The sequence below is a fragment of the Streptomyces sp. Je 1-369 genome, assembly GCF_026810505.1.
Lineage (GTDB): Bacteria > Actinomycetota > Actinomycetes > Streptomycetales > Streptomycetaceae > Streptomyces.
Map to the genome: position 1 here is coordinate 1,264,589 of NZ_CP101750.1, position 16,894 is coordinate 1,281,482.

General features: G+C 70.6%; 15 protein-coding genes and 1 pseudogene. 10 read left to right on the top strand and 6 right to left on the bottom strand.

The window, feature by feature from the left end:
* Nucleotides 1-171: 171 nt before the first annotated feature.
* Nucleotides 172-825, top strand: a complete 654-nt coding sequence (locus NOO62_RS05830; protein ID WP_268775481.1) for a helix-turn-helix transcriptional regulator — start codon at nucleotides 172-174, stop codon at nucleotides 823-825.
* A gap of 27 nt (nucleotides 826-852) precedes the next feature.
* On the opposite strand, the gene NOO62_RS05835 is transcribed toward NOO62_RS05830, so the two are convergent.
* Both NOO62_RS05835 and NOO62_RS05840 read right to left on the bottom strand, forming a co-directional pair.
* Entirely contained in the window at nucleotides 853-2,238 is a 1,386-nt protein-coding gene (locus tag NOO62_RS05835) for a hydrolase (protein WP_268769835.1), read from the bottom strand.
* 75 nt (nucleotides 2,239-2,313) lie between these two features.
* Nucleotides 2,314-2,700, bottom strand: coding sequence for an ArsR/SmtB family transcription factor (locus tag NOO62_RS05840; protein ID WP_268769836.1), 387 nt, complete (start codon nucleotides 2,698-2,700; stop codon nucleotides 2,314-2,316).
* 155 nt (nucleotides 2,701-2,855) lie between these two features.
* On the opposite strand from NOO62_RS05840, the gene NOO62_RS05845 reads away from it, so the two are divergent.
* From NOO62_RS05845 to NOO62_RS05860, 4 genes are all read left to right on the top strand, one after another.
* Entirely contained in the window at nucleotides 2,856-3,935 is a 1,080-nt protein-coding gene (locus NOO62_RS05845) for an NADH:flavin oxidoreductase/NADH oxidase (protein WP_268769837.1), read from the top strand.
* Between the two features lie 134 nt (nucleotides 3,936-4,069).
* Nucleotides 4,070-4,372: a DUF3040 domain-containing protein gene (locus NOO62_RS05850; protein ID WP_268769838.1), complete on the top strand. Its 303-nt coding sequence runs from the start codon at nucleotides 4,070-4,072 to the stop codon at nucleotides 4,370-4,372.
* Between the two features lie 84 nt (nucleotides 4,373-4,456).
* A complete protein-coding gene (locus NOO62_RS05855) occupies nucleotides 4,457-6,199 on the top strand; it encodes a CotH kinase family protein (protein WP_268769839.1) in 1,743 nt (580 codons plus the stop codon).
* Nucleotides 6,196-7,173 carry a hypothetical protein gene (locus NOO62_RS05860; protein WP_268769840.1) on the top strand — a complete coding sequence of 326 codons (978 nt, stop codon included), beginning with the start codon at nucleotides 6,196-6,198 and terminating at the stop codon, nucleotides 7,171-7,173. The genes NOO62_RS05855 and NOO62_RS05860 overlap by 4 nt, the downstream gene beginning before the upstream one ends.
* Nucleotides 7,174-7,218: 45 nt before the next feature.
* Here NOO62_RS05860 and NOO62_RS05865 read toward each other — a convergent pair whose 3' ends face one another.
* The gene (locus tag NOO62_RS05865) at nucleotides 7,219-7,602 is read right to left on the bottom strand and encodes a VOC family protein (RefSeq protein WP_268769841.1); all 384 of its coding nucleotides are present in this window, start codon (nucleotides 7,600-7,602) and stop codon (nucleotides 7,219-7,221) included.
* A gap of 91 nt (nucleotides 7,603-7,693) precedes the next feature.
* Between NOO62_RS05865 and NOO62_RS05870 the strand changes: the two are divergent.
* Both NOO62_RS05870 and NOO62_RS05875 read left to right on the top strand, forming a co-directional pair.
* A pseudogene (locus NOO62_RS05870) lies at nucleotides 7,694-7,891 on the top strand (DUF4132 domain-containing protein); the annotation flags it as partial.
* Nucleotides 7,892-7,919: 28 nt separating this feature from the next.
* Nucleotides 7,920-9,053, top strand: a complete 1,134-nt coding sequence (locus NOO62_RS05875) for a hypothetical protein (protein ID WP_268769843.1) — start codon at nucleotides 7,920-7,922, stop codon at nucleotides 9,051-9,053.
* 181 nt (nucleotides 9,054-9,234) lie between these two features.
* On the opposite strand, the gene NOO62_RS05880 is transcribed toward NOO62_RS05875, so the two are convergent.
* The 3 genes from NOO62_RS05880 to NOO62_RS05890 are packed head-to-tail and all read right to left on the bottom strand — an operon-like array spanning nucleotide 9,235 to nucleotide 12,924.
* A complete protein-coding gene (locus tag NOO62_RS05880) occupies nucleotides 9,235-10,092 on the bottom strand; it encodes a transporter substrate-binding domain-containing protein (RefSeq protein WP_268769844.1) in 858 nt (285 codons plus the stop codon).
* 10 nt (nucleotides 10,093-10,102) lie between these two features.
* A complete protein-coding gene (locus NOO62_RS05885) occupies nucleotides 10,103-11,728 on the bottom strand; it encodes a M81 family metallopeptidase (protein ID WP_268769845.1) in 1,626 nt (541 codons plus the stop codon).
* On the bottom strand, nucleotides 11,725-12,924 hold the full coding sequence (locus NOO62_RS05890; RefSeq protein WP_268769846.1) for an ROK family transcriptional regulator: 1,200 nt from the start codon (nucleotides 12,922-12,924) through the stop codon (nucleotides 11,725-11,727). Before NOO62_RS05890 ends, NOO62_RS05885 begins: the two co-directional genes overlap by 4 nt.
* A 261-nt stretch (nucleotides 12,925-13,185) precedes the next feature.
* Here NOO62_RS05890 and NOO62_RS05895 point away from each other — a divergent pair, with 261 nt between their 5' ends.
* Genes NOO62_RS05895 through NOO62_RS05905 form a run of 3 tightly spaced genes read left to right on the top strand, consistent with a single transcriptional unit; the run spans nucleotide 13,186 to nucleotide 16,885 of the window.
* Complete coding sequence (locus tag NOO62_RS05895) at nucleotides 13,186-15,027, top strand: peptide ABC transporter substrate-binding protein (protein WP_268769847.1); 1,842 nt, start codon at nucleotides 13,186-13,188, stop codon at nucleotides 15,025-15,027.
* Complete coding sequence (locus tag NOO62_RS05900; protein WP_268769848.1) at nucleotides 15,024-15,983, top strand: ABC transporter permease; 960 nt, start codon at nucleotides 15,024-15,026, stop codon at nucleotides 15,981-15,983. The genes NOO62_RS05895 and NOO62_RS05900 overlap by 4 nt, the downstream gene beginning before the upstream one ends.
* Nucleotides 15,980-16,885 carry an ABC transporter permease gene (locus NOO62_RS05905; protein WP_268769849.1) on the top strand — a complete coding sequence of 302 codons (906 nt, stop codon included), beginning with the start codon at nucleotides 15,980-15,982 and terminating at the stop codon, nucleotides 16,883-16,885. Before NOO62_RS05900 ends, NOO62_RS05905 begins: the two co-directional genes overlap by 4 nt.
* Nucleotides 16,886-16,894 lie beyond the last annotated feature (9 nt).

Sequence of the window (16,894 nt, forward strand, 5' to 3'; positions counted from 1 at the left end):
TCTGAACGTCACCTCCGGGCGCCGCCGGTTCTCTCCGGAACCGGCGGCGCCCTCCCCCGGCCCTGCCGGGGTGTCTCAAGCCGCTGAAATGAGGAAGTTCCCTTGTCCAGCTCGTCCCCGGCCCTCGTGGCTGTCCCGGCGCCCGTCACGCCCGCCGCGCCCGTCGCCTCCATCACCCCCGCCACGCCCGCCGTGCTGCCCGTGCCGAAGGCCCAGCGCGTCCGCGTCTCCGTCACCGCCCCCGACCCGATCAGCCGCGAGGGCGTCGTCAGCCAGCTGCGCCGCCACCCCGACGTCGAGGTGCGCGGCGACGCCGGCTCCGCGTCGGTCACCCTGCTCGTCGAGGACACCCTCGACGAGGCCGCGCTCACTCGGCTGCGGCGTGCCGTGCGCGCCGAGGGCGCCCGTGCCGTGCTCGTCGCGGGAGCGGTCCGCGAGCATGAGCTCCTGGACGTCATCGAATGCGGTGTCGGAGCCATCGTCTGGCGCCGCGAGGCCACCGCGCACCGGCTTGCCCAGGCGGTCCTCACCACTGCGCAGGGCGGTGGCGACCTGCCCACGGACCTCCTCGGCCAGCTCATCGGGCAGGTGCGGCGCCTCCACCAGGGCGGCCCTGACCAGCCGGGGTTCTTCCTGAGCTTCACCAAGCGCGAGGTGGACGTGGTGCGGCTGGTGGCCGAGGGGTTCGACACCTCGGAGATCGCGAAGAAGCTGTCGTACTCCGAACGCACCGTCAAGAACGTGATGCACGGCCTCACCACGCGCCTGCACCTGCGCAACCGCGCGCACGTCGTGGCCTACGCGCTGCGTGAGGGCTACATCTGAGAGGCCCCTGGACGTCACGGTGACGATTCAGACGGTGAACCGGACCGCTTCGAGGTTCTGGTTCAACTCCATCGGGCTTCCGTGGTACTTCCACTGGCCGGGGTCGGTGCAGACCTCGCCCATCCAGTCCCTGTCCGTCACGAAGGCGTCGCTGCACACCGAGCCGTCGTTGACCTTGTAGGTATAGCCCTCCAGGGCGGGGTCGGCGCTCTCGGTGCTGCCGAAGAACATGTCCGCGCCGTCCTCCGCGTCCGACCACGGGATGCCCTCGCGCCAGCCCTCCCCGACGAAGGCGCCGGTGCCGGTGACTCCCTGCGTGCCGGACACGGCGACGTTGAGCGACTTGATGGGCGTGTCCTGGCCGGGCGTGCCCGCCTCGGCGCCGTCGCACACGGGCTCCTGCCAGGCGTCGCCCACGAAGGCGCGGTAGCAGATGTGGCGGCCCTCGCCGAGTTCGTTCACCGCGTCGGCCGCCGTCCTCTCGTCGGGCGCCTCCTCCTCGCCACCGCCACCGCCGCCGCCCTCCGGCTCCTGCGCGCCGCCCTTGTCGGACTCCGCGGGAGGCGCGGTCTCCTTGTCCTCCTTGGGCGGCGGCGGCGCCTTCTCGGCCGGTGGGGACGGGCTGGCCGGTGCGATCGCGCCGGACTCCTGCGGCTTCTCCCGCGCCACCGTCTTCATCTGCGGGCTGTGCGTCAGCCAGATCGTGACGAACGCGATGGTCAGCGCGAGGACCAGGCCGAGCGTGCCGGCCAGCCGGCCCGGCAGGATGCCGCGCTGCACGAAGGTGCCGTCCACGTTCAGCGGTTCCGCGCCGGAGCGGCGCACGCTCAGCGAGTAGGGCTGGTCCTGCTTGGAGCCGAACCAGGTGATCTGCTGGGGCCGCAGCGTCGCCTTCACGAACGCCGCCCGTCCCGGCTCGATCTGTACGTTGCCGGGCTGGATGTCGTACGACAGGCGGTCGCCGGTGTCGTTGCCGCCGAGCGACGCGGTGACGGTGGTGTTGCCGACGTTGTCCACCGCCAGCTGCGGGCGGCCCCGGAACCATCCCTTCACCGTCGGCGGCACCAGCTCGGCGCGCACCTCGGTGAACGGGTTGACGGTGACGTTCCCCTCCGGGACGGCGACGGCGCCCGCGTGTTCCGTCGGGGCGATCCGCAGCGCGTACGGATGCGCGCCGGCTCTCGCGTCCGCCGTGCGGGGCGGTGCGAAGGTCAGCTCCACCGTGCCGGTCGTCCCGGGGTAGAGCCGCAGTACGGGTGGCTCCACCGTGGTCCAGGGGGCGAGGTCGCCGACCGGCTCGAAGCGGTAGGCGTCGACGATGTCGCCGGTGTTGCGCACCCGCAGCTGCACTGTGGTGGTGCTGCCGGGGTCGACGGTCACGGAGGCGGGTTCGAGGGAGGTCCAAAGGCTCACCCCACGACGCTAGGGGGGCCGGTGGCGGCCGTCAGGAGCCGACCGGGCAGACCCGGCTGCCCGTAGGGGCGCGTGTCAGGCGCCCGCCCCTGCACCCTCAAGGCGGGTCTCCTGACGGGTCGCCGCGTCCAGGACGCTGTCGAGGAGGCCGGGGAAGAGTACGTCGAGGTCGTCGCGGCGCAGCACGTTCAGTTTGGTCGTGCCGCGGTAGATCTGCCGGATGACGCCGCTCTCGCGCAGCACCCGGAAGTGGTGCGTGCACGTCGACTTGGTGACGGGCAGCGCGAAGTACGAACAGGAGAGGCCCCCCGCGCTCTCCTCCCGGGCCAGCTCCCGCACGACGCGCATGCGCATCGGGTCGGCGAGCGCGTGCAGCACGGCTTCGAGGCGGACGTCCCCGGGCTCGGGGTGGGCGAGCGTCCTGCTGCTCGCGCTGCCGGTCGCGGCGGCGGCGGTCGTCATGGCGGCTCCACTTCGTCCTCTGGCGTACGGCGTCCTCTGGCGGTCTGCGCCTCATTGTACGAGAGCCATCGTAGTTTGACATCTGCCGTACTACGAGGTCTATCGTACGAGGAGCACATCACCCCCCGAGGAACCCCAGAGGAATGGAGCCCGCCGTGAGCGCGCTGTTCGAGCCGTACACCCTGCGATCCCTGACCATCCCGAACCGGGTCTGGATGCCTCCGATGTGCCAGTACTCCGCGGCCCCCGAGGGCGCCGAGGCCGGGGCCCCGCGCGACTGGCACTTCGCGCACTACGCGGCGCGCGCCACCGGCGGCACCGGACTGATCATCGTCGAGGCCACCGCGGTCAGCGCCGACGGCCGCATCAGCCCGTACGACCTGGGCATCTGGAACGACACCCAGGCCGCCGCGTTCCGCCGCATCACGGACTTCCTGCAGAGCCAGGGCACCGTCCCCGCGATCCAGCTCGGCCACGCGGGACGCAAGGCGTCCACCGACCGCCCATGGAAGGGCGGCGCACCGGTGGGCGCAGACGAGCACGGCTGGCAGCCGGTCGCACCCAGCCCGGTCCCCTTCGACGAGCGCCACCCCGTGCCGACCGAGCTCACCGTCGAGCGGATCCGCGAGATCGTGGGACAGTTCGCCGACGCCGCCCGGCGCTCGCTGGACGCCGGCTTCGAGATCGCCGAGATCCACGGCGCCCACGGCTACCTGGTCGGCGAGTTCCTCTCCCCGCACAGCAACAGGCGCACCGACGCGTACGGCGGCTCGTACGAGAACCGCACACGCTTCGCCCTCGAAGTCGTCGACGCCGTACGGGCGGTGTGGCCCGAGGACAAGCCGCTGTTCTTCCGCATCTCCGCCACCGACTGGCTGGAGGAGGCGGGCTGGACCGCGGACGACACGGTCCGTTTCGCCACCGACCTCAAGGAGCACGGCGTCGACCTGCTCGACGTGTCCACGGGCGGCAACGCGGCGGGCGTCCGCATCCCCGTCGAGCCCGGCTACCAAGTCCCCTTCGCCGCACGGGTGAAGGCCGAGACGGAGCTGCCGGTCGCCGCGGTCGGCCTGATCACCGACATCGAGCAGGCCGAGAAGATCGTCGCCAACGGCGAGGCGGACGCCGTACTGCTGGGCCGCGAACTGCTGCGCGACCCCTCGTGGGCGCGGCGCGCGGGGCGTGAACTCGGTGCGGAGGTGCACGTACCCGAGCAGTACCACCGCTCCGTCTGACAGCCGCCGCCCCGGGCCGCGGGACGCCTCCACGACTGTCGACGCGCGCCCCTCGTTCCCCGCGCTCCTCGTTCATGATGGGTCATGGTGGGCACCAGGACCTTACTGCGGACGACTGCGTAAGAGGGGCGACGATGTCGACAGGTCGACTTCCGGAGCGTGAGCAGCGCATCCTCGACGAGATGGAGACGGTCCTGCGCAGGGACCGGCAGCTCACGGCCCGCCTGTGGCTCCTGCGGCTCGGGCCCCGTACGCGCACGGCCCTCGCGAACAGGCCGCACCCGCTCACCGTCGCCCTGTTCGCGGCGCTCTCCGGGACGCTCCTCTTCATCGGCCTCACCACGTCGAGCGCCGGCATGGTCTGGGCCTTCGCCGGGCTGTGGTCACTCACGCTGATCGGATTCGTGCGGCTGCTGTGCCGGTGGACCGATCCGTGACCACCAGGCCGGTTCTCGGTCTGGCGGACATGCGGTGCCGGGCGTAGAGAGAGAGGTTCACCCAGGGCCCCCAGGGAGGCCGACGTGGACAGGATCATCGGTAAGGGAACGTTCCAGGACGCTTTCAAGAACCAGGTCGTCGCGGTCTCCGCGCTGCCGCCGGGCACGGCACGGCGGTTCGCCGAGCGGGCCAACGCGGCAGCGGGTCCGTCCGACGCCGCGCTGCGGACGAAAGCAGAGTTCAGCGCGTTGTACGACCTGCTGCTCGCCGAGCAGACCGACCTCTCGGGAGACGGCAGCCTCGTCCTCCTCGACGCGGACGGGCAGGTCACCGCGATCGGCCGGATGGTGGACGCCTACCTCGAAACGGCCGTGAACAAAGCGGAGTTCTTCGCTCAGGACATGTATCAGGTCAAGGTCACAGGATGGCCGCCCGGCGTCCTGACGGCCGACGACGTCATGGAGGCACCGCCGGGCGCGCTGCTGTCCCTGGCGCGGAGCGGCGCGCCGGACGACGTACTGCTGGCGACGCCGTCGTTCTCGATGGTCAACAGCGGCAACCTGACGGCGCATGCGCCCAAGCGCAGCTGGAAGATCAACTTCGAGGTCGGCGCGAGCGAGGACCGCCTCTTCGGCATGGAGCGGATCAACCTCAAGGCGATGTACAACGACCCGTCGCAGATGCGTGAGGCTGTCGCCTGGCGGCTTCTGGAGCGCGCGGGCATCCCGGCGGCGCAGCACACGTACGCCACGTTCTCGATCAACGACCGCTACATGGGCCTCTTCTCGGTCATCGAGCAGGTCGACAAGAAGTTCCTCAAGGACCACTTCGGCAAGAACTCCGAGGGCAACCTCTACAAGGCGTACTGCGGCGACGTCGGCTGCGCGACCCTGGAGCACCGCGCAGGCACCGACGGCGCCGACAGCGGCCGCCAGTACTTCACCGCGGGCAGCAGGGAGGACGACCGCACCTATCGCCTGAAGACCAACGAGGACGATCCGCTCGCGGCCACCTACGACGACCTCGCCGCTCTCGTCCGTACGGTCAACGGCGTACAACTCCCCGGGGACGAACGCAAATTCACCTCCGACGCCTTCCGCGAGGCGGTCGAGCGGATCCTGAACGTGCCGGCGTTCCTGCGCTGGGCGGGCGCCAACGTCCTCCTGGGCAGCTGGGACAACTACTTCGCGACACCGTCGAACTACTACCTCTACAACTCCGGCAGGCTCGGCGACCCCTCGGGCTTCATGTCCCGCCCGTACTTCACGTTCATCCCCTGGGACTACGACAACAGCTCGGGCATCGACTTCTTCTCGACGCAGTGGCAGTACACGGACCTGCTCGACTGGCCCGCGATGAGCCGAAACTACTGCCGGATCACGCACGCGCCGCACCAGGTGTCCCGCCTGCCGCTCTTCACCAACCTGCTGCGCCACCACGACTTCTGCCAGTACTACCTCGACCACCTCGAGTACCTCCTGGACACGGAGTTCGAACCCGAGCGGGTCGCCGCGCTGCTCGGCGCGGAGGGTTCGGGCCGGACCGACGGACTGTGGCAGCTGATCGCCCCCGCCGCCTACGCCGAAGCCACCACCCCGCACGGACAGCCGTTCACCGGGCGGCAGTTCACCAACGACGAGGTGTACCGAGCGGCGTACCGGCAGTGGGAGCTGAGCCGGGGCTCGCAGTTCACGTACGGGATCTTCCACTACACGCGCATGCGCTACGACCACGCACGCCAACAGCTCGCCGAACTGCGCAAGACCTATCCCAACGGTGCCAGTGGGGCGTCGTTCCCGGGCGCGATGGAGGTACTGCCCTCATGACCGCGACGAAGAAGACCGGCAAGGACAAGGCCGAAGCGGCGCGCGAGCTCCGGCTCGTCAAGGAAGCCAAGATCCAGGACCTGATCGGGGACAGCGCCGGCACCCGTCTGGAGGCGAGCGGTGTCCTCTACCGCGACGGCGCCTTCCTGATCGTCTGCGACAACCTGCCCTCCCTCATCCGCGTCAGCAGCGAACTGTCGCCCAAGGCCCCGGAGAACGGCGTCCTCAGCCGCCAGAAGACGCAGATCAAGAGCACGGACAAGGGCAAGGTCGCGGGCAAGGGCAAGAAGGGTGCCGCCGCGGCGGCGAACGCGGGGTTCGAGGACCTCGCCCACGACGCGGCACGCGACCACTACTACACGCTGAGCGAGGCCGAACCGGTCAAGCCCAAGGGCTTCCGCGCCCGCGTCCAGGAGTACGACGCGAAGCTGCGGCCCATCGGCTCCGCACACCTCGACTTCGACATCTCCGACGCCAACAAGGGCATGGAGGGCCTGGAGTGGGTCGACCGCTCCGGCACGGGCCACCTGCTCGCCCTGTGCGAGGGCAACTTGTGCGCGGGCGGCAAGAAGGGCAGGACGCCGGGCGGCGGACGCATCCAGGTCTTCCGGCGCGAGGGCAAGCGGTGGACGAACACGGCCACGATCCGGCTGCCCAAGTCACTGCCGTTCGAGGACTACAGCAGCGTGTCCGTGCGCGACGGGCGCATCGCCGTCCTGTCGCAGGCGTCGTCCGCCCTGTGGGTGGGCCGCCTCGACACCAAGAAGTGGGAGGTCGACGAGGGCAAGGTCCACCGCCTCCCCACGGACGGCAAGGGCCGCACGGTCTACGGCAACCCCGAGGGCGTGTCCTGGGTCTCGGCCGACCATGTGGTGATCGTGTCCGACCGGGCGAAGAAGGGCGCGGCGAACGAACGGTTCCGCGCGAAGGACCAGTCGATCCACCTGTTCCTGATCCCGGGGAACAACGACTGAGCCACGTCCGCGGCCCGGGACGTCCGGTTCACCGGACCGTCCGGTTCACTCGGGGATGGCCGCCAGGGTGAAGGAGTGCCCTGCCGGATCGGAGTACGTCCGGGTATCCCGGGGACCGCTGTTGTCCTTCGTGTCGATGGGCCGTGCACCGAGACCGACCGCCTCGCGTTCCGCCTCGTCCATGTCGTACCGGGCGACCATGATCCTCAGATGGGCCTGCTGCGAGTCCTCGGGGCGCGGCCAGCTCGGCGGGATGTAGTCCCGCTCCCGGTGCACGGCCAGGCAGACCCCGCTGTCGTTCGTGACCTCTACGTAGTCGGGGTCCTTGCTCAACTGCACCTCGGCGCCCAGCAGTCCGGCGTAGAACTCGGCGAGCCGTTCGGGCTCGGAGCAGTCGAGCACGAGCACGGTGTTCTTGTGGACGGTCATGCCGACCGGGTTTCCCGCGCCGTCGTTTCCAAACGGCGGCGCACCTACTGTGATCGAGATGGCAAGCAGGAGGTCTGGGAGGGGTCCTGACATGGGCTGGGTCGAAACGGCGGGTGGGTACGCGGTGACCCTGGACGGCACGCGGGTGCTGTGCAGGAACGCCGCGGGGCGCACGCTGAAGCAGGTCCCCGCGAAACTGCGCGACGACGCCGAAGTGGTGCGGCTGCGCCAGCTCGCCGAGTGGCTCGAGCGGCACGAGCGGGAGTGCCGCGTCCAGGTGGACACGTGGCACCGACCTCCTGCACGTACTGCGTGAGTTGCGGACGCGGCACTCCGCGGGCCCCACCCTCACCGGAACCGCACGCCGCGCCTACCGGCCGGAACAACCCCTGCGCCTGTACGGCCTGTGCACGGAGCCGGTGGTGACCGCGTCGGGGTACGCGGGAGCCGTGACCTACGCCCTGGCCCCGGACGGAACCCTGCGCACCGTGTCCGACGTGGCGCCGGGCGGCCCGGACCGTGTCCTGCGGGCGGCGGGGTCCTCCGTCCCCGGCGGCTGCGCGCTGTCGCTGCGCGACCTCGGCGACGGCGGCGGCGCCACCCTCACCGCACCGACCGTGTCGCCGGACGGCCGGATCGGCGCGGGGAACAAGGTGCGCTCGGTCCGGGCATCGGGGGCCGCATGGTCCCAGTCCCCGCTCGACGACCTGTGGCAACGCCCTCCGCACGACCAACTCGCCCGAAATCTCGCATGGTTGGCGACTCCGGTCGAGGAGCGGACGTCCGCCGGTGGTGACCTCGTCTTCCTACGAGGGACGGTCACCGCAACCGGTCTTGTCGCCGTGCTCGGCGGCCCTACGCTCCGCCTGCTCGCCCCGGACGAGCGCCCCGAGCTGCCGTACGCGGAGAACCTGCGCCTGCTCACCGCACGCCCCGGCCTGCCCCTGCGCGTGATCGCGCGCGTGTCCCCCGACCGCCCCGGAGGCGTCCTCGCCCTGGCCGCCGCGTGGACCGGCCACGACGGACGGACGTTCCGCGCCGACCTCGGCCTGCGGCGCCTGGACACCATCCAACTGCCGCCGCACACAGAACCCGCGGCGCCACAACCGGCCGCCCACCCCCCGGCCCTCCCCGCCGAACTCGGCCTGCTCCGCCGGGCCGTGGACCGCGCGGTGGCGGACGGTCGGCGGGTCGCCGCGGCGGACACCGGCGGCGAACTCCCGCGCCGCCTGCGGGCGGTAGGCCTCACCACGGGGGCCCTGACCGCGCAGCGCCTCTCGGCCACCGCCGCCGACCGCGAACATGACGCACTCGGCCGGCTGCGCCCCGCCGACCCCGACGCCTACGCGGAGGCGTGGCTCGCCGCGTCCCTCTATACGCGGGCGGCCACCGCCTCGCTGCTCACGGCCGCGTGGGCGCCACCACCCGCGCCCATCCTCATGGAGAGCTGATGGCCCGCCCGACGTCACGCATCACACGACCCACAACACCCCCAAGGTCGCGTCCGGGACAGTGCACCGCGGCCGGCGCCGCCGGCACGAAGCGCACCGCGTGCCTGACCGTGCGTTCCGCCTCCGTCGCGGCGGAGGTACGGCCCTGCGCCGCGTGTACCGCACAGCCCAGCCGCAGGGCTCACTTCATCCACTCCCCCTCGTACTTCGCGTACGTCCCGTCATGCTTCGCCATGTGCACGAACTGGTCGACGTACTCCTGGAACTCGTCGTCGCCGCGCGGTGTCGCGTACGCCTTCTCGGAGAACGTGAAGGGCTTCTCCGGGTGGAGGGAGCACAGTTCGGGGTGGACCTTCGACTGGTAGAGCGTCTCGCTCGCGTCCGTCATCATCACGTCCGCGCGGCCGTCGATGATCTCCTGGAAGATCGTGGTGTTCTCCGGATGCAGCTTGATCGTCGCCTTCTTGATGTGGGCGCGCGTGAACTGCTCGTTCGTGCCGCCGGGGTTGACGACCACGGTCGTGCCCGGCTTGTCGATGTCCGTCAGGGCGCCCGCGCCGAACTTGTCCTTGTCGGCGCAGCGCACGATGGGTGTCTTGCCGTCCTCGCGCGTCGGCTCGCTGAAGTAGACCTGCCGGGCGCGCGGCAGGGTGATCGAGACGCCGCCGACACCGATGTCGCAGCGCCTCGCCGCCACGTCCTTCGTCAGGTCGGCCCAGGTCGTCGCCACGAACCTCGGCTTCGCGTCGAGGCTTCCGGCCAGGTCCCGCGCCATGTCGATGTCCACGCCGGTGTACGTGCCTTCGGCGGGGTCCAGCTTCGTGAAGGGAGCGTAGTCGCCGGTCGTGCAGACCCTCAGTACGCCGTTCTTCGGGACGGAGTCGAGGAGTGTCCCTTTGATCCCGCGGTCGATCCCCCGGTCCGGCCGCGAAGCCGTTTCCGGCGCGGCTTGTGCGGCGGGCGCGGCGGGCGCCGCGGGCGCGGCTGCGGTGACAGCCAGCAGGCAGACCAGAGCGGACAGGGTGGCAGCACGCTTCACAGGGGACTCCTTACGGTGCGACCGGGGTGCACGGGGCCGACGGGGCGAGCGGGGCGAGCCGGACCGGGGTCAGGGCGGGCGCCCCACCGTCGTGTGCGTCGTCATACGCGTCCTCGTCGAACGGATACAGCGGCCGCTCCACCCGGTGGTGGCCGAGCCGCGGCAGGTCCTGGTCGACGCCTCCCGGGGTGAGCGCGAGGAGCCAGTCCGCGGCCATGTCGTGGAGTTCGGGCTCCAGGTAGCCGATCTTGACGACGACGAGATCGAACGTACGGGGGTCGATGCCGAGGCCGCCCTCCGCCGGGCCCGTGAAGTCGGCAAGCGTGTGGAACGGTTTGCGGCGCTCGACGAGGATCACGGTGAGGCCGCCGTGGCGGACGGCCGCCATGTCGACGCCGCGGTCGTACGCGCCGCCCTCCGCCCGGTCCTTCTGGTCGGCCGCGCGCTGCAACGCGACGACGGTGCCGGTGAGGTCGAAGGGGCCGCCGTGGTTCGCGTCGACCTTGCCGCCGACGCTCAGCGTGACCTCCGCGCCCACGCCCGCCTCGAAGCACCGTGCGACGGCCACCGGGTCGGTGATGCCGGGGTGGACCGCGGTGACCCGTCCCGAGCGGATGTCGTCGTTGTCGAGCAGCCTGGCCAGCATGTAGGCGAGGTCGCCCGCGCCGCCCGCCGTCGGGTTGTCGCCCGAGTCGCTGATCAGGAAGGGCCGCGCGTCCGACGCCACCGCCTTCTCGACGCACTCCTCGGCGGAGCCCGTCGGGCCGACGAAGACGAAGTCGCGGCGCGCGGCCCAGTAGCGGCGGGCCAGCTTCTCCGCTTCGGAGGCGGCGAGGTCGGCGTCGTCGCCGGTGACGACGATGGCGGCCTGGCAGCGCGGTTCGTCGGCCCAGGCGTAGCCGACCCACATCGCGGCGTCGAGGATGCCGGGGAGCTTCTCGATCTCGGCGAGGGAGGCGTAGAGGGACTTGGCGGGCTCCAGGCGGGTGCTGGTCTTCTCACCGGGCAGGAGCACGGGGACCTGGACCCAGGCGCGGTGTGGGCGGGTGCCGTCGAGGAGGCAGCGCACGAGGTTGCGGGCCGCGCGTTCGCGGGTCTCCCACGCGTCCTCGTGCGGGGCGAGGCGGTGGGCGGTGAGCAGGTCGACGGGGTCGGCGAAGCGGCGCGAGACGTTGCCGTGCAGGTCCATGGCGGTCGAGATCATCGGGCGGCCCGTGCCGTCCGGGGTGCCCACGGAGTCGAGGGCGGCGCGCACCGCTTCGGTGAGGTCGGCCTCGGCGTCGGTGAGGCCGATGACGCTCATCGCGCCGTGAATGTCGTAGACCAGGCCGTCGAGCGGGCCCGCTTCCCTGATGCGGGTGACGAGTTCGTCCTTGAGGATCAGGTACGACTCGGCTTCCACCGGACCGCCGGGCAGCGAGGTCGCGTGCAGCAGGGGCACCCACTCCACGGTGGCGGCGAGGTCGGAGTCGGCCCGCGTCCAGGTGTAGCGGGCGAGGAGGTCCCGGCCGCGGGTCTGGCGGAAGTCGTCGGTGGTGGAGCGGTGCGGGCAGAACGTGGACGACTCGATGCCGATGCCGCCGATGCCGATGCGCAGGCGGCGGGGGCCGGGGCTCGGGGACGCGGAGGGGGTCATGCGCGTGCGCTCTCTTCCTGCGGTGCGGGGGTGGGGGCGGGTCCGTAAACGGTCGGGAGGTTGCGGCGCAGCGCCGTGAGGCCCGCGCCGAGCAGGCCCGCGTCGACGCCCGTCACGGTCGTGGTGATCTCCAGGTCGGCCGTGGCGAGCGGCAGACAGCGTTCGTAGAGGACGCCTCGTACGGCCGCGACCAGGGGTTCCGCGGTGGCGAGTACGCCTCCGAGGGCCACGGCCTGCGGGTTGAAGAAGTTGACGACGACGGAAAGGACCGTGCCGATGTGCCGTCCGGCGGTGCGGACGAGGGTGGTGGCCTGGGGGTCGCCGTCCGCGACGAGCCGCAGCAGGTCGCTGGTGTCGGACACGTCGACGCCTTGCAGGGCGAGTTCGCGGATCAGGGCGGCGCCGCTGGCGACGGTCTCCAGGCAGCCGATGTTGCCGCAGCTGCACGGGCGGTCGCCCGCGGCGTCGACGCGGACGTGGCTGATGTCGCCCGCGCTTCCGTTGGCGCCGTCGTGCGGGCGGCCCGCGGAGATGACGCCGCTGCCGATGCCGCGGCCCGCCTTGACGACGACGAGGTGCTCCAGTTCGGGCCGGGCGACGCGGTGTTCGCCGACGGCCATCATCGTCGCGTCGTTGTCGACGGTGACGGGGATGCCGAGGCGTTCGGCGAGCACGTCGCGCAGGGGGTAGCGGTGCCAGCCGGGCATGCGGGACGGGCTGAGGACGCGGCCGGTGCCGGGCTGCACGGGGCCGGGGAAGGCGACGCCGAACGCGCGTACCGTGCGGCCCTCCGCGCGCTGGCGGGCGACGTGCGCGTCGGCCTGTTCGCAGAGCCAGTCGACGGCGGACTCGGGGCCCGCGGTGATGTCGTGCGGCAGGTCGACGGCGTCGGTGACGGTGCCGCCGAGGCCGACGGCGCCGAGCCGTGCGTGGTGGCTGCCGAGATCCGCGGCGAGGGCGACGCCGCCCTGTGCGGCCACCCGCAGGAGCCGGGGCCTGCGGCCGCCGCGCGACGCGCCTTCGCCTGACTCGGTGAGCAGCCCGGCGTCGACGAGTTCCTGTACCCGGAGAGAGACCGTGGAGGGGGCGAGGCCCAGTTCGCGTACGAGGTCGGCGCGTGATGCGGCCGCCCCCGACGAGACCAGGTGCACGATGTGCTGCCCCGAGCCCGGCTCGCCAAGTGGTGTTCCGGTCATGCGGCCGCCCCCAGTTGCATACCTGCTGCTTCGCTGCGTTCGTTCGACAGCGTTCGTTCGACAGTGTTTGTTCGAGCTTCTTCATTCGACAGCAGGACGAACACTAGGGCCAGTCGAAGCAAGTTGACCAGAGGTCCCCGCTTTTCCACTTCTTGCCGAAGGAAGCTATTGACTTGTTTTTCGCGGTCGGCCTAGCGTTCGGGCGCCGCCCCGTCGTACTCCGGCACGGGCCGGCCCCGTACCCCTTGGAGGCCCATCGCCATGCGCTCATTCAGGTCCGCGGCGGCCGCGCTGCTCGTCCTCACGGCGGCCCTCACCGGCTGCACCCGCGAGGGCGGCCGCATCGACATGGGCCCCACCGGCGGCACCCCCGTCAAGGGAGGCACCGCGACGATGGCCCTGCCGCCGTCGGCGACGCCCAACTGGATCTTCCCGATCGGCGCGCCGGGCTACGGCGCCTCGTACAACTACGGGATCAATTCGCTGCTGTTCACGCCGGTGTACGACGCCGTGCAGGACGAGGCGGAGGGCGAGCTGACCACGCACGGGCCCGGCACGCTGGGCCTGGAGCCGAAGTACAGCGACGGCAACAAGACCGTGACGGTGCCGCTGCGCGAGGGCGTCGAGTGGTCCGACGGTACGCCGGTCACCGCCCGCGACCTGGAATTCTGGTTCCACCTGGTCAAGGCCAACAAGGCGGAGTGGGGCAGCTACTCGGTCGGCACGATGCCCGACAACGTCAAGCGGTTCGAGACGCTCGACGACCACACGGTACGGCTGCACCTCACCCGTGCGTACAACCCGGACTGGTTCACCGCCAACCAGCTGGTCCTGCTGCGGGCGCTGCCCCAGCACGCCTGGGACGCGAAGACCGACGGCGGGAGGATCGGCGACTGGGACCGCACCCCGGCAGGTGCCAAGGCCGTCTTCGCGCGGCTGACGAAGCACGCGAAGAGCCTCGGCTCGTACGGTTCCGATCCGCTCTGGAAGACGGTCAACGGGCCCTGGAAGCTGGCGGGCTGGCGCGACAGCGGACAGGTCACGATCGTGCCGAACGAGAAGTTCACCGGCCCGGAGTCGGAGCGCCCGCACCTGGACAAGGTGGTCTTCAAACCGTTCACGACGGCCGACTCCGAGTACAACGTGCTGCGTTCGGGCGGAGTCGACTACGGCTACATCCCGCCCTCCGTGATGGCGCAGAAGGAGAAGTTCGAGGACAAGGGCTACCGGGTCGACCCGTGGGAGGGCTGGGCGGCGACGTACATCGTCTACAACTTCAACTCCACGCGCGGCGGCCCGATGATGGGCCAGCTGTACATCCGTCAGGCCATGCAGCACCTCGTCGACCAGAACGCGATGAGCGACGTCATCTGGCAGGGCAGCGCCACCCCGACACTCGGCCCGGTGCCGGTCACGCCGAAGAGCCAGTACCTGTCCGAGAAGATGGAGAAGAATCAGTACCCGTTCTCCGTCGCCAAGGCCAAGGCGCTGCTGGAGCGGCACGGTTGGCGCATGGAGGACGGCACGGCGCGCTGCGTACGCCCCGGAACGGGCGCCGACGAATGCGGCAAGGGCATCGACGAGGACACGCCCCTCGAACTCACCCTGCTCTCCCAGTCGGGGTCCACCGAGACGACGAACATGATGCAGGAGCTCAAGTCGTCGCTCTCCAAAGGCGGCATCGACCTGACCGTGCGGCAGCAGCCGCTCAACTCGGTCCTCGGCAACTCCGTTCCGTGCGAGGCGAAGGACCCGGGCTGCGACTGGGACATGTCGTTCTTCGGGACGGCCGGCAGCTGGTACTACCCGCTCAACCCCAGCGGCGAACAGCTCTTCTCGACGGGCGCCTCCGCCAACTTCGGCAACTACAGCGACAAGGAGGCGGACCGCATCATCCGGGGCGTGCAGTACTCCCCCGACATGAAGTCCGTGCACGAGTACGGGGAGTACCTCGCCGAGCAGCTGCCCGTGATGTGGATGCCGAACCCCGCGTACCAGGTCTCGGTGATCCGCAACGACCTGCGCGGCGTCTCGCAGAACCCGACCGTCACCTTCGCGCCCCAGCACTGGTACTACGTCAAGAAGAAGGGGGCCGCGAAGTGACCGGCTTCACCGGCTTTCTGGTCAAGCGCTTCCTCCAGGCGATCGTCGTCCTCTTCCTGGTGTCCGTCATCGTCTTCGTGCTCCTGCACCTGCTGCCGGGCGGCCCCGCCCGCGCCATCCTGGGCCCGAAGGGCACGCCGCAGCAGATCGAGCACTTCAACCACCAGCAGGGGTACGACCGTTCACTGCCGATGCAGTACGCGATGTATGTGAAGCGGCTGCTCACGGGTGACCTCGGCGACTCCTTCAAGCTCAACTCGCCCGTCTTCGACCTGCTGAAGCAGCGCCTGCCGAAGACCCTGCTCCTCACGGTCCTCTCCACCGTCCTCGCGGTCGTCATCGCCGTCCCGCTCGGTCTGGTGCAGGCCGTGCGGCGCGGCAAGGCGTCGGACTACGCGCTGACGGGCCTCGCCTTCCTGCTGTACGCGACGCCGGTGTTCTTCCTCGGCCTCATCATGATCATCCTGTTCGCGCAGGTCATGCCCGTCTTCCCGGCGGAGGCACCGCAGGGCGAGACGATCGGCGCGCTCCTCGGCGACTTCACGGGGCTGGTCCTGCCCGTGGTCACCATGGCCTTCGGCATCGTCGCGATGTTCAGCCGCTACATGCGCTCGGCGGTGCTCGACAACCTCACCGAGGACTACGTCCGTACGGCGATGGCCAAGGGCCAGTCGAGCCGCCGGATCATGGTCAGGCACGTTCTGCGCAACGCGCTGATCCCCCTCGCGACGCTCCTCGGCCTCTATCTGCCGACGCTGTTCAGCGGCGCCCTCGTCGTCGAGTCGATGTTCAACTACCCCGGTATGGGGCTGCTGTTCTGGAACGCGGCGCAGGGTTCCGACTTCCCCGTGCTGCTCGGAGTGACGCTCGTCGTCGGTGTCGCCACCGTCGTCGGCTCGCTGCTCACCGACGTCCTGTACGCCGTCCTCGACCCCCGGATACGGAGCGTGGCATGAGTACCACGGTCGCCCCTGTCACCGCGCCAGGCCACGAGGACGCCGCGCGGGCCACGCCGTCCCTGGCCCGCCGCACGCTCCGGGTCTTCACCGGCAACAAACTCGCCCTGACGGGCGTGGTGGTGCTTGTCCTGCTGCTCGCGTTCAGCTACCTCGGCCCGCTGCTGTACGACACCGAGCAGGTCCACACCGATCTGTCGCGGGCCAATCTGCCGCCCGGCAGCTCAGGACACCTCCTCGGCACCACCGACCTCGGCTACGACATGGTCGGCCGCCTGATGGTCGCCGGCCGGACGTCCCTGGAGATCGGCCTGGCGGCGGGCCTGCTCGCCACGCTCTTCGGCACCGTCTACGGCGCGGTCTCCGGCTACTTCGGCGGCTGGGTCGACGCGGCGATGATGCGGATCACAGATGCGGCGCTCGCCATCCCCGCGATGTTCCTGCTCGTCGTGGTGGCCGCCATCATCACGCCCAGCAAGGGCGTCCTCATCATGATCATCGCGGGCGTCGCATGGCTGTCCCCCGCCCGTCTGGTGCGCGGCGAGGCCCTGTCGCTGCGCAACCGCGAGTACGTGCAGGCGATGCGGATGATGGGCGGCGGCGGTACGCGCGCCGTCTTCAAGCACATCGTGCCGAACGCCATCGGCACGGTCATCGTCAACTGCACGTTCCAGATCGCCGACGCCATCCTCTACGTCAGCTACCTCGCGTTCCTCGGCCTCAGCATCCCGCCGCCCTCGGCCGACTGGGGATCGATGCTGTCGGCCGGCATCACCTACACCCAGAACGGCTACTGGTGGCTGATCTTCCCGCCGGGCATCGCCATCGTCCTGGTCGTCGCCGCGTTCAACTTCATCGGCGACGGGCTGCGTGACGCGTTCGAAGTACGGCTGCGGAAATAAGAGGGAGTA

Coding starts and splice junctions, on each gene's coding strand:
- NOO62_RS05840 (WP_268769836.1), bottom strand. CDS start 2,700: ATGACGACCGCCGCCGCCGCGACCGGCAGCGCGAGCAGCAGGACGCTC.
- NOO62_RS05850 (WP_268769838.1), top strand. CDS start 4,070: ATGTCGACAGGTCGACTTCCGGAGCGTGAGCAGCGCATCCTCGACGAG.
- NOO62_RS05860 (WP_268769840.1), top strand. CDS start 6,196: ATGACCGCGACGAAGAAGACCGGCAAGGACAAGGCCGAAGCGGCGCGC.
- NOO62_RS05865 (WP_268769841.1), bottom strand. CDS start 7,602: ATGACCGTCCACAAGAACACCGTGCTCGTGCTCGACTGCTCCGAGCCC.
- NOO62_RS05885 (WP_268769845.1), bottom strand. CDS start 11,728: ATGACCCCCTCCGCGTCCCCGAGCCCCGGCCCCCGCCGCCTGCGCATC.
- NOO62_RS05890 (WP_268769846.1), bottom strand. CDS start 12,924: ATGACCGGAACACCACTTGGCGAGCCGGGCTCGGGGCAGCACATCGTG.
- NOO62_RS05895 (WP_268769847.1), top strand. CDS start 13,186: ATGCGCTCATTCAGGTCCGCGGCGGCCGCGCTGCTCGTCCTCACGGCG.
- NOO62_RS05905 (WP_268769849.1), top strand. CDS start 15,980: ATGAGTACCACGGTCGCCCCTGTCACCGCGCCAGGCCACGAGGACGCC.